Source organism: Sphingopyxis sp. (assembly GCF_034380315.1).
In the GTDB taxonomy this organism is placed as follows: domain Bacteria; phylum Pseudomonadota; class Alphaproteobacteria; order Sphingomonadales; family Sphingomonadaceae; genus Sphingopyxis.
Window position 1 is genome coordinate 161,158 of the sequence record NZ_JAXMPB010000008.1, and the last position, 12,949, is coordinate 174,106.

Genomic DNA, 12,949 nt, shown 5'->3' on the forward strand with positions numbered 1-12,949 from the left:
ACGCGCAGGATGGAGGTCTTGATATGGTTAGCCTCGCAGCGATTGCCGGCCCGATGTTCACCGATTTCGAGGTGCGCAATCCGACCTTCGACCTGTTAACCGCCGATCTGATCCATCCCGACAAAGTCGGGGCGCTGGACTGGACCGGGCTCGACCGGGAAACCGACCTTGCGACGATGCGCCTCTATCAGCGCGTTCTGCGCCTGAGTGACAGCAAGGAGGTCGCGCAGCGGCTGGTCCTGCACGGGCTGAAGTCCGCCCACGACATCGCGCATCAGCCAGAGGCCGTGTTCATCGACCGCTATGCTGGCGCGCTCGGTCTGAATGACGCCGACCTTGCCGCCTTGCACCGACGGGCGGTGGAAACCAAGATCCGCACCCGCCACCTGTGGGCCGCGTTCCACAACAGCATCGGATCGCCCCACTATATGAGCGGGCGGATGAGCAACATCGATGATGGCGCGCTCGACTATCTCTATTCCATTCCCAGCTATGCCGATTTTTTCGGATCGCTCGATTATTGTTCGTGCGAACATTGCGCATCGATGTTCGGACCTGCCGCCTATCTGGCCGACATGCTGCGCGTCGTCGTTCAATATCTCGACAATGCCACCTACAACCCCGACATTCCCGATGGCTATCACCTGTTCGAGCGCCGCCCGGATATAGAGAATATCCCGCTGACCTGCGCGATGACCAACGATCTGGTGCCCTTTCTCCAGATCGTCAACGAAGTCCTGACCGCCAGCATCAACCAGCGCGAACCGTCGCCCGACGTCTTTTTCACCCTTGCCGGGGCTCCCTATCCCTTCGCCCTGCCTTTCAACCTGCCGCTCGCCCAGATCCGCGCCTATCTGAACACGCTGGGCAGCGCGCTGTGGCAGGTTTACGAAGCCTGTATCGGCACCGCAGACGGGAATCCGGAGGCCGCGCTTCCCTCGCTGTTCGCGCTGGGAAGCGAAGCGATCGGCGTCAGCCCGACCCAGTATCAGGTGGTTTCGACAAGCCTCGACACAGCAGCGGCGATCGGCGCGCAATATGGCGTTCCCGATGGCCGCATCCTGACTATGGCCGCATCAGGAACGGTCACGGTGACAGCGGCATCGGCGGCGGTGACGGGCACTGGCACCAGCTTTGTATCGCAGGTTTTTCCAGGCGACGCGGTCCAGATTGGCGCCGAACGCCGCGTCGTCGTCAAGGTCGACAGCGACACCGCGCTGGCGGTCGACAGCCCCTGGCTGACAGCGGCGAGCGACGCCGCGATGACCATCTATCCGCTGAACGACCTGTCGTGGAGCGTCAACTTCAACTATCGAACCGGGCTCAGCTTTGATCAGCTTCAGGACCTGCTGGTGCAGGATCTCGATACCGCCGAGCTGGCGGCCGGGATCGCCGACGGCTTTTTCATCAATGGCGCCAACAGCGCGGGCCAATATCTGCGGACGGAAATCGACCGGTCGGATCCCGCGCAACCGGTCAACCGGATCGCCAATCAATCGCTCGGGACGCTCGACCGGCTCAACCGCTTTGTCCGTTTGAGCCGGATCAGCGGCATTGCGTTCAAGGATCTTAATCTCGTGCTCGAAGCGGTTGGCGACACGATCAACGCCAATGCGATCGAGGCACTGGGCGGCATTGCTCTCTTCAACCAGCGCTTTCGCAGCACCGTGCCCGAAACGCTTGCGCTGGTCGGCGACATCGCGACCATCGGAGTCAAGGACCCGGCCGATCCGGTGGACCTGTTCGACCGCCTGTTCAACAGCCCCGGCTTTCTGGGCGTCGCGGCCGGGGCGCTGCCGCCCTATACCGCCAAGGGCACGGTCAGTATTGCAGCGACGACCACCATCGCCGGCAGCGGCACCGATTTTTCGGCCGTCAAACCCGGTATGCGCGTACGCATCGATGGCGAACTGCGGATCGTGTCTGCCGTCGATGTCGGCACAAATACGATCACCGTGTCCCAGGCGTTCACCCAAAGCGCCAGCGCCGTATCGATGATCGTCTATCCTTCCGAAGGGCTCACCGACGACGCCCTGCCGGTCTATCACCCACAATATGACCGCAATCCGCTCTATACAGACCCGCTCCTGCAATGGACGGTCGATTCACGGCTCGACCAGCGGCCCGAAACGCGCGGACGGCTGGCCGCGGGGCTGCGGGTCAGCGACGATGATCTGACACTGATCGGCCAGCAGGGGCTGCTGGCGCTGGGGATCAGCGACGGCATCATACCGCTGACGGTACCGAACATGTCGCTCCTCTACGGCTATGCGCGCATGGCTTCGCTCACGGGTATTCCGGTCGCAAGCTATCTGAAGCTGCTCGATCTGATCGGGATAACGCGGATCGAAACACTGCTGGATGCCTTCGCGGTCGCGGAGGATGCAAGCTGGCTCAAACGGAGCGGGATCAATCCCTTTGCGCTCGAATATGCAATGCAGGGGGAAAGCGGCCGACAATTCGACCCCGGCCTGACGGTCGAAAAGATTGCCGGCTTTCTTACCACAAACTGGGCGCAGGCAGCGGCATGGCTGATGACGGACGCGAGCTTCGTCAACGAAGACATTACCGCCGACATGTCGCAAGCCTATTACACGGACCTGGAATCCGCCCCGACGCCGTTCATCAACGCTTATGGCGTGGTTTTACAGGTGGCGATCGACTTTACAGCCGTTGCCTTTGTCGATCCACTCACCGAAGCCAGCTTCGTCACGCCCGACATTTCGGTCGAACAGTCCCAATCGGCATTCACCGAACTCACGGCAAAGGGCGTGCTACTGGAACATGGTGTCCTGTCGAGCGCCTTCAACCGCGACACCGACCTCTCCTATCTGTTCCCCGAAGTGGAGAAAACGCAGCGCGAGATCATGATCTCGCAGGTCCGCGGAATCCTGCTCCTTGTGAAACGGCGGATCGAACATGTCGTCGAGATACTAGAGACCTTCGGCGGAGCGCCGAGTGTGGAATATCCGAACCACGGCACCCAGCAATCAAGCCTGTGTGAACAGCTTGGCCGCTTCCTCAGTGCATCGACAGACCGGGTGCTGGCGATTGCCCCTACCATCGCACAGAAAGTCGGCCCCGCCGATTATGTCGCCGCGTTCCTGCAACCGCCGCCCAGCGACCCCGACGCTCCCTTCCCGCCGCCCGACCTCGTCCAGTTTATCACCATTCTCAATCGCGCGCTGGTCATGGCACGCGAACTGGACCTGTCGGCGGCCGAGATTGCGGCAATCCTGCGCAATCCCGACGCCTATGGAGTCAGTCTGGAAACGCCGCCAAGCCTGGCATCGGTGCAGAGCCTGTGGCGTTTCAAGACGCTGACGCGCGAATTTCGCGATGTGCATTCCAAGCTGATCGCCTATTTCGAAATGCCGGCGACCGGAGGGTGCACCGCCGATCCGAAATTCGCGCTGCTTGCCTCAATCACCGGGTGGAGCCAGGCCCAGATCTGCACGCTGGTCCAGACCTTTTTCGCTACCGGCACGGGCTATAATACGGTCAATGGCATTGTACGGATGCAGCGCGTGTTCGACCTCTGCCGGCGGCTGGGCACCGACGTCAATGCGCTGCTGACCCTGGCGCAGCTCAACGCCCTGCCCCCCACCGTCACTGACGAGAGCTGGGCCAGCTATAATGACGCATCGGCGATCGCGCTTGGCATATTGAAGGCTAAATACACCCGCGAGGAATGGCCCGCCGCCTATCGCCCCGTCGTCGACACGTTGAACAGTGCCAAGCGCGACGCGCTCGCCGGTTATGCGATCGTCGTCCTGCAGCCCGATTTTCCCAACATTCAGACGATCGACGATCTTTACACCTATTTGCTGATCGACGTGGAAATGACCGGATGCGCCGACATTTCCTATATCAAACAGGCGATCCTGTCGGTGCAGTTATACATGCAACGCGCGCGCATGATGCTCGAACCCGGCATCACCAAGGATCCCGTTCCGCAAAGCTGGTGGCCCTGGCTGTCCAATTACCGGACCTGGGAGGCGAACCGGAAAATCTTCCTCTATCCCGAAAATTACGTCCAGCCCGAACTGCGCAAGGACAAGACCCCGCTCTTCTCCAAAATCCAGGACGGCCTGTCGGCCAACGAGATCACGCCCGAGACGGTCAACGACAGCTATATCGAATATTTCGACGGCTTTGCCGAACTGGCCGCGCTGCAACAGGTCGCCGCCTTTTACGGGCCCGCGCCAAGCCCGACGAGCGCCAACACGCTGGTCAACACGCTGTTCCTGATCGGCCGCACCGCGACCGAACCCTATACCTATTATCTCCAGCGCCAATATGACGCCGGCCTGTGGTCGGCGTGGGAAAAGATCGACGCGACCATTGGTGCGCCCACGGTTTCGCCGGTCCATGCGTTCGGCCGCCTTTTCCTTTTCTGGGTCGAACCGAACAATGCCGCCGCTTCGCAGGTATCGGGAGGAAGCGCGCAAAGCGCACAGGTGACGCGCGCCTCGCTGCGCTACAGCTTCATCAATTTTTCCGGCCGCTGGACCCCGCCGCAGACGATGACCGAATTGGTCACCAATTTCGACCCGATGCAAGACGGGTACAAGACCGATCAGGTCGATCCCGCGACCTTCGTGATGTCGCAAATCCAGTGGCACAAGGTATCGCCGCTGGTGCTGACCGGCACCAATATGGCCGACGGCGCGATCCTGATCGATTATGGCCAATTTTTCGCCCTGCCCTCGGGCAGCCCGGCCCCACCGACACCGCCGTCGCAGCAGAATATCCCCAATCCGGAAGCCTTCACGCTCGCCACCGCCATCTATCAATCGTCGGACCTGTCGGTGGCCGCAACCGGAAAGGGCATGGAAGGCTATACGTTCGTCAATCCCTCATCGCTGATCGGCAATGCACTCAACCATTCGCTGACCCGCACGGTGATGCTGAACTACGGCAGCTACAACGGCGATCAAATCTATGGCTATGTGCCGCTGATCCCGCGCGTCGTGCAGCCGTCGGGTACGGTGCCGACACTGCGCATGGCGCAGATCGAAAATCTGTTCGCGATGGATTATGTCGGCCAGGGCGCACCCTATACGCTGACGCCGCCAACCGCGCCGCTGCCCTTGCTCTATAACGTGTCCGATCGCGCCAGCATCACCGTGCCGGTCGACAACCAGCCTTTCTGGTACATTTTCGGCAATGGCGATGAGAGTTTTCTCGTCCGCTCGATGGAAACCGGAATCAAGCTGTTGAGCGAGATTACCCGCGTCAAGCGCGACATGTCGGGCCAGACCAATGAAACCGACCTCGTCCCGCTGCTCTATTCGGCAACGCCGCAGACCTTCGGCGCCTTCAAATGGTCGTTCCAGCGATTGAGCACCGGCGCTGCGACGCGCATGAACCGGGCGCTATTCGCGGGCGGCGTACCGATGCTGCTGTCGGTCGATGTGCAGGTGACGCCGCAAACCCCGCTCTATCCGTTCAGCCGCTTCTATCAATCGCCGGCCAGCGGCCCCGGCGCGAACACCCAGCCGCCGCCGATCCCCGACGGCGACACCATCGATTATGACGGACCCTATGGCACCTATTTCTGGGAGATATTCTTCTTCACGCCCTGGCTGGTCGCCAACCAGCTTCAGGCCAACCAGCGTTTCGCCGAGGCGCAGGACTGGCTGAACTATATCTATGACCCCACTATTTCCGCCGATGCCGATCCCACCGCCGCGACGCCGCTCGACCGGTTCTGGCGCTTTGTCCATTTCCGCGACTTTACCGTCGAGACCTTGCTTGCCTCGCTGAGCAGCCCGGCGCAGCTCGCCGTCTATAACAACGACCCCTTCGACCCCAATGCGATCGCCCGCCTGCGCCAGACCGCGTACCAAAAGGCGATCATCATGCGCTATGCCGACAATCTGCTGCGCTGGGGCGATTACGAATTCACCAAGGATACTTGGGAATCGATTACCGTCGCGACGCTGCTCTATACGCTGGCGCTCGACCTGCTCGGCCCGCGGCCGGTCGATGTCGGCCCCTGCTCCACGCAGCCGCCAATGACCTTCGCCGACATATTGAAGGAGTATGGCACCGAAATTCCGCAATTCCTGATCGGTCTGGAAAATGCCTTGCCGCCGGTGGCACCCGCCGCAACCCCCGGCCAGGCCGACCGCTATGTTCCCTATAACGACCTCAACACCTATTTCTGCGCCCCCGAAAACAGCGAACTGCTCGGCTATTGGGATCAGGTCGAAGACCGGCTTTTCAAGATCCGCAACTGCATGAATATCCAGGGCGTGATGCGCCCGCTCGCGCTCTTCGAACCGCCGCTCGACGTCAATGCGCTGGTGCGCGCCGGGGCGGGCGGCGCCGGACCGCAGGTTGCGCAGCAGCCCCAGGCCGGAGTGCTGCCCTACCGCTTCGATGTCGTCATCGGGATCGCAAAGGATTTCACCAGCCAGCTGACCCAGATCGGCAGTCAGTTGCTTGCCGCCTTCGAGAAAAAGGATGCCGAGGCGCTGAGCCGCCTGCGCGCCGCACAGGAACTGCGCATCCTGAACATGACGACCAAAGTGCGGCAGCTTCAGATCGACGAAATCACCCAGAATATCGCGGGTTTGCAGATCAGCCGCCAGGCGGCCGACACCCGCAAGCGCTTCTATCAGACGCTGCTCGACACCGGCCTGTCCCCGGCCGAGCGGCTGAGTATCGCGTCGACCGTGCTCGCGGGCATTTTCTCCACCACCGCAGGCGTGATGAAGACCGCCTCCGCCATCGCGCACCTGGCGCCCAATGTCGGTTCGCCCTTCGCCATGACCTATGGCGGGGTGCAGGTGGGGTCGAGCCTCGACGCCGCTGCCGCCGCCTTTGAAACGGTCAGCGGCCTGTTCAGCGTGATCGGCAGCGTCAGCCTGACCGTCGCCGGATATGAACGCCGCGCCGAGGAATGGCAGCAACAGCTGACCCAGGCCGAATTCGATATTCAGGTCATCGACAGCCAGATCAAGGCGGCCGAAATCCAGCTGCAAAGCGCCACCCAGCAGCTGCGCATCCATGAAGAAACGATCGCGCAATCGATCGAGGTCGACAATTTCCTGACCAGCAAATTCACCAATGCCGAACTTTACGAATGGATGGTCGGGCGACTGAGCGGGGTCTATTTCCAAGCCTATCGCGTCGCGCTGGAAATGGCGATGGGGGCCGAGCTTGCCTTCCAGTACGAACTCAACACCACCGACAGTTTCATCAGCTTCGCCTATTGGGACGGCACCCACAAAGGCCTGCTGGCGGGCGAGCAGCTGATGCTCAGCCTCAACCAGATGCAAAAGGCCTATGTCGAACGGAACACCCGTCCCTTCGAAATCGAAAAGACGGTCTCGCTGCTCTCCCTTTTCCCGCGCGCGGTGATGGATTTGCAGAACAAGGGCGTGTGCGAATTCGCGTTCGACGAGGCGATGTTCGATTTCGACTTCGCCGGCCAATATGCGCGGCAGATCAAATCGGTGTCGATCACCATCCCGGCGCTGGTCGGCCCCTATCAGAATATCCACGCCACCCTGACCCAGCTCGGCAGCCAGACACTGATCAAACCCTCGCTGAACGGCGTCGCCTTCCTGCTCGGGCAGACCGCACAGACACCCGACCTTGCCACGCTGCGCGTCAACTGGCGCTCAAACCAGCAGATCGCGCTCTCCACCGGTATCGACGACGCCGGCATGTTCTCGCTCAATTTCGGCGACGAACGCTATCTGCCCTTCGAAGGCACGGGCGCCGTTTCACGCTGGCGGCTGGAAATGCCGAAGGAAGCGAACCGGATCGACTATTCGACCATTTCCGACATCGTCGTGAAACTGCGCTACACCGCGCTTGCCGGCGGTCAACTCTTTACCGACGATGTGCGCGGCCTGTTGCAGGACGTTCCCTATCTCGGCCGTCTGGCGCTGAACTGCGCGCTCGAATTCCCGTCGCAATGGTTCGCCTTCCTGAACCCCGGCAGCGGCGCGACGCAGCAGCAATTCTCGTTCGTTGCGGCGCGCAGCATGTTGCCTGCCAACCTGACCATTGGCGAAGCCAGCGAAATCTACGTCGAATTGCAACTGGGCGATGGCCGGAGCCTCGACGGCACGCTGATCGCAACGCTGACCATCGGCAGCGGCAGTGATGCGACGACGCAGACGCTGAGTTTCGACAACAAGACAAGCGCTCTGCTTGCAAACCTCACCATCGCCGACTGGGTCGACCAGCCCTGGACACTGACCGTGGAACAGGAGGGGGTGCCGAACGGCATCAAGGATCCCGCGACCGGCCTGATCGATCCCACGGCGCTCCGCACCATCGGAATGATCGTCACTTACGAAGCGACGCGCGGATAGCGTCGGACGCCAAAACCCGTTGCCCTTGGGGAAACAGGGGCTGATCGAAGGAGGAAAATATGGCCGACGATACACCCATGTGTTCTGCCCAGCATTGTTCGGGCGTGAGCAGCCAGATCAACAACACCTGCAAAAAGAACGGCTGGCCGGTCAATCATCTGGTTCTCGTCTGCGATCCGGTGACCGGTGAATGCTGCAATTGCACCTGTTCCTGCCTTGCCTATGGCACGCCCGTCGCGATCCCCGACGGCACCAAGGTCATTCAGAGCTTTGCGCTGGGCGACCCGGTTCTGGCCGCCGACACCAATTTCAATTGGACCGAAATGCCGGTCGAGTTCAGCGATGGTACCGGGCCGGACAGCGTTCAGCCGCAGATGGTCTTCCTCAGCTATGGCCAGCCGGAACAGACGATCATCGTCACGCTCGACCACACATTCCTGCAGCCCGGCGGCAAATTGATCCGGGCCAAAATGCTGACCAGCAAGGACGTTTTGCTCGATCCCGACGGCAATGAGGTCAAGATCACCAAAACGCCCGAAATCAGAAACTATGTCGGCGGTGTCTGGAATATCGCAACCACGCACGAACAGCCGTCCAGCCTCGACGGTCATCTGATCAACACCCAAGGGATAATTTCGGGCGACTATGCGGTTCAGCTATTTTACGACGACCTTGGCGAGCAGGGCCTGACTGTCGAGCCGCGCGACGATACGGTGGGCAGTGATGCGCACCGCGCCGCCGAAGGCCTGCCCATGCGGCAAAGCCTGCCCGAAAGGCCGATCACCGAATTGTTGCAGGCCGGCTCGGGCCGACTCTGGAAAAACAAGCGCGTTCACCTGCACCTCGATCACGCCCATGTACTCGGCGTCCCGAGCCAGATCGAAGGCTATCTTACATCGACCCAGGCCGCCGAAGTGCGCGACCTGGTTCCACACCGCACGCCGACAGAGGCGGCCCGCGTCGTCGAATATACGCGCTGGGCCTTCAGCCTCTTTTCGGGTTTCTACCCCGATGTGAACTTCGTGCTCGATTGGCCCAACGCCAATTGCAACGTCTTTTCGATGGTGCTCGACGGCCAAAAGAACGTCCTTATCCAGGGCGGACTTCTGCGATCGTCGATGCTTGGATGGGAAGCCACGACCTTGCTCATGGCATATTCGGTAAACCGCTTTGCCGAATATCCGCCCTATGGCGCCGATGGTCTGCGCTGCAAGCCGCAGTGCGATTATGATGTCGTCCCGGCGCTGATGAACGTCTTCTACCCGCTTTATCCGAACGTGATCTTCACCGCCGTCAACCAGATGGAATCGCTATTCAAAGAGATTCCGACCAAGGATGACATACCGTCGGGAGAGTGCAGCCCGACGACACTCGAATGCCGGATCGAAACCTATCGCAACTCGATCCAGATGTTCCCGCTACCCGAATGTGCGGAGGTCGTGCCGTTCGTTCCACCCGCCCAGTAAGACACCGTCGGGGGAGCCATCCGTCCGGCTCCCCCGGCACCCTGCCAGAGGTTGCCGATGCTCGATCCCGATACCGCCCCGCCCTGTCCCGACCCGTTCGCGACGACGATTGCAAACAGCGTCAATCGCAACTGCACCAGCCAGGGCTTGCCACCTGGCAAGCCGGTGCTCACCCTCAATTCGCACAGCCAGCAATTATGCTGGACCCGCTGCGGCGCGCAGGCTGGGGTCGTAACCGTCGAAACGCCCGATGGCGCACGCTGGACCAGCCAGCTTTGTGCCGGCGATCTGGTGCTTGCCGCCGGTCCCGACCTCGACTGGTGCCCCGTCCCGCTGGCCTTCAGCGAAGGCATGAGTCTCGCACGCAGCGACGCCGACTTCGCAGTGCTCCGGCTCGGCAGCCACCCTGCAGACGGTCTAACGATCCTTGCCGACCAATTGTTTCTGCTCGACGATGGCCGCCTGACCCGTGCGGGCGACCTGACGTCGGGGGATAGCGTTCGCACCGCCGACGGCGAAGGCTGCACGGTAACCGACGCAACGGCCATCGTGCTGCCCAGCGGCTTCGCCTGGTCGATCGCGACCGGCATCGAGCCGCCGCGCGATCTCGACGGCCACCTTCTGTCCTCTCATGGTTTGGTGATGGGGGATTATGCCCTGCAACTGTTCTTCGACGCGCTCGCCGCGGCCGGGCTGGCGCGCCAGCCGGCTGGGGTGGCGTGACAAAAACGGGGTGGCTCCGCTGCCGCCCCCAAGGTTCCGGCCTGCGCCGCGTAACGACGCGCCGCGCGACCAAGGAGACACGACAATGTCCGCACGACCCAATCGAGCCGCAGCCATGCCCGCGATGCGCCCGTTTCATGAATTTGCCAGCATCGAGGAAGGTTGCACCGAGCTGGGCGCCTTTCTGGGGCTGCAAGAACCGGTCGCCAGGGCCGTGTTCGTTGCCGCCGTCCACGATGGCGCCTATGCCCGCAACCTGATCATTGCGCGCACGGCACCAGCCTTTTTGAACAGGCTGCTTGAAAACCCGCCGCCCCTCCCCCCTGCCGACCAGGAGGAAGCTTCGAACGTCGAACTACTGGCCAAGGCTGCCAAGTCGCTATGGCAATGGGCGAGATCGGGCATGGAGACGGCAAGCGACGATATCTATCGCCGCCGCCTGGCACTGTGCGCCGCCTGCCCCCACCATCGCGATCCGCCCAAGCGAGCGATCTATGATCTTGCCCGCCCCTTTACGAAGGGAGACGCAGCGCAGCGCATATGCGGCCTGTGCGGTTGCATCACCGCCAACAAGGCCCGGCTGGCGACCGAAAACTGCCCCGGCGACCATCCGGATCGACCCGGCTTTACCCGTTGGGAAGAGCCGAAAGCTTGACCTTTCTCATCCGTTCCACCGTTCCAGCAGGAGAATGACAATGGCCGATACATATCATCTGTTTTCTGGCGAGGGGGACCCACCGGATTGCCCGCAGGAAACATGCGCCTCGGTTCGCGAACAAATTCACGCGCTGTGCCTCGATCACGCCTGGCCGCCCGGCCACAAGATATTGGTCTGCGATCCCCAATCAGGCGAATGCTGCTACTGCCACTGCGGCTGACGAAGGTTCGGTATCCCTGTCCCATACCCTGGACAAAACAACACTAATTACTTGTAATAAAAAGATATATTTTGACACCCCCAAAGTGTCCGCTTTATTATTGACAGTGTAAATTATTTTATGTCTAACCTCGCGCAAGCTGCGCTCCCGACGATGGAAGCACCAGCCACAACAGGGAATGGTCGAATTTCCCGGAGGGAGACAAAGGGTGAAAAATGCTGCGGACAATGGCCGCCATGTCGGCAATCATACGAGAAGCACGCCGCAGCTGCCGCGCCTGACAAAAATCTCCTATGGGGCGGGCGCTGCCGCCTTCGGGGTGAAGGACCAGGGTTTTACGGCACTGGTCCTGATCTTCTACAATCAGGTCATCGGCTTGCCCGCGCAAACCGTCGGCATCATCATCTTTCTCGCGCTCATCGTCGACGCCATTCTCGATCCGATCGTCGGACAGATGTCGGACAACTGGAAATCCAGATGGGGTCGGCGCCACCCGTTCATGTATGCGGCCGCTCTCCCCGCTGCGGCATCCTATATCATGATGTGGCACCCGCCAGAGGTTTCGCAGACGCTGGTCGCCATCTATCTCTTTTTTGCTGCGGTGATCGTTCGCAGCTTCATCACCATTTATGAAATTCCTTCGTCCGCGCTCGCACCCGAGTTGACAGCCGATTATGACGAGCGAACGAAGGTTTTCGCATTTCGCCAGTTCTTCGGCTGGATCGCCGGAGTCAGCATGACCATCCTGGCGTTTCGTTTCTTTCTGCAGCCCAGCGCGGAGCAACCGATCGGACAGCTTAATCGCGAAGGGTACAGCACCTATGCCCTGGTCGCCGCAGCCATTATCTTCCTGTCCATCATGGTGTCCGCATTGGGCACGCACAAATATATCCCACGCCTTCACAAGGCGCCCGCGACAACGAGACCGAAGCGGGATTTTCTGCGCCAACTGATTGAGGCCTTCTCGCACAAGGCATTCCTCGTGCTTGCGATTGCGGCCCTGTTCAATGCCATGGCCCAGGGGCTGGTCCTATCGATGCAAGTCTATGTTTCCACATATTTGTTCCAGCTCAGTTCCCAGCAGATCGGCATGATCGCGGCGAGCAGCCTGATCTCCGCACTGCTCGCCCTGAACCTGGCACCAGTTCTGGCGCGCCGGTTCGGCAAGATGAATGCCGCCCGCTTTTCCAAGCTCACCGCGCTCCTCTTTGTACTGATACCCGTCCTGCTGGTACTGACCGGCGGCATCTCATCGGTGAACGATACGACCAACTTTCTTCGCATCTTCTTCTTCTGCAGCACGATGGCCTCGCTCGGCACGATCATCTGCGCAATCCTCGTGAATTCGATGGTGGCCGACGTCGTCGAGGATTTCGAACGCAGAAGCGGGAAACGAACCGAGGGAACCTTCTTTGCGATTGACCGGCCCCCACCGAGTGGTCCGCTGGGATTGTTAGTGCATTGACGCGTCCATCGCCAGTGTTGGCCGCAGGTGGAGCGAAGCGGAACCGGCGGGCGACACTGGCGATGGAACGGCCTCCGGCGC

At 61.0% G+C, this 12,949-nt stretch carries 6 protein-coding genes; 5 read left to right on the top strand and 1 reads right to left on the bottom strand.

Features of this window, described 5'->3' with window-relative positions; genetic code table 11:
- Positions 1 to 23: 23 nt before the first annotated feature.
- The 5 genes from U0S50_RS15065 to U0S50_RS15085 all read left to right on the top strand — a co-directional run bounded on the left by U0S50_RS15065 (position 24) and on the right by U0S50_RS15085 (position 12,868).
- Entirely contained in the window at positions 24 to 8,336 is an 8,313-nt protein-coding gene (locus tag U0S50_RS15065) for a neuraminidase-like domain-containing protein (RefSeq protein WP_322309555.1), read from the top strand.
- A 59-nt stretch (positions 8,337 to 8,395) separates the two neighbouring features.
- On the top strand, positions 8,396 to 9,802 hold the full coding sequence (locus U0S50_RS15070; protein ID WP_322309556.1) for a hypothetical protein: 1,407 nt from the start codon (positions 8,396 to 8,398) through the stop codon (positions 9,800 to 9,802).
- 57 nt (positions 9,803 to 9,859) lie between these two features.
- On the top strand, positions 9,860 to 10,525 hold the full coding sequence (locus U0S50_RS15075) for a hypothetical protein (RefSeq protein ID WP_322309557.1): 666 nt from the start codon (positions 9,860 to 9,862) through the stop codon (positions 10,523 to 10,525).
- Between the two features lie 85 nt (positions 10,526 to 10,610).
- Positions 10,611 to 11,180: a hypothetical protein gene (locus U0S50_RS15080; RefSeq protein ID WP_322309558.1), complete on the top strand. Its 570-nt coding sequence runs from the start codon at positions 10,611 to 10,613 to the stop codon at positions 11,178 to 11,180.
- Positions 11,181 to 11,611: 431 nt separating this feature from the next.
- Positions 11,612 to 12,868: an MFS transporter gene (locus U0S50_RS15085; RefSeq protein WP_322309559.1), complete on the top strand. Its 1,257-nt coding sequence runs from the start codon at positions 11,612 to 11,614 to the stop codon at positions 12,866 to 12,868.
- On the opposite strand, the gene U0S50_RS15090 is transcribed toward U0S50_RS15085, so the two are convergent.
- Positions 12,857 to 12,949 (bottom strand): integrase catalytic subunit (locus U0S50_RS15090; protein ID WP_322309565.1); only part of this gene is annotated, 93 nt, incomplete at its 5' end. The genes U0S50_RS15085 and U0S50_RS15090 overlap by 12 nt on opposite strands.

What these genes read in the sequence shown, in the direction of transcription:
- U0S50_RS15070 (WP_322309556.1), top strand. Translation starts at nt 8,396, where the DNA reads ATGGCCGACGATACACCCATGTGTTCTGCCCAGCATTGTTCGGGCGTG.
- U0S50_RS15080 (WP_322309558.1), top strand. Translation starts at nt 10,611, where the DNA reads ATGTCCGCACGACCCAATCGAGCCGCAGCCATGCCCGCGATGCGCCCG.
- U0S50_RS15065 (WP_322309555.1), top strand. Translation starts at nt 24, where the DNA reads ATGGTTAGCCTCGCAGCGATTGCCGGCCCGATGTTCACCGATTTCGAG.
- U0S50_RS15075 (WP_322309557.1), top strand. Translation starts at nt 9,860, where the DNA reads ATGCTCGATCCCGATACCGCCCCGCCCTGTCCCGACCCGTTCGCGACG.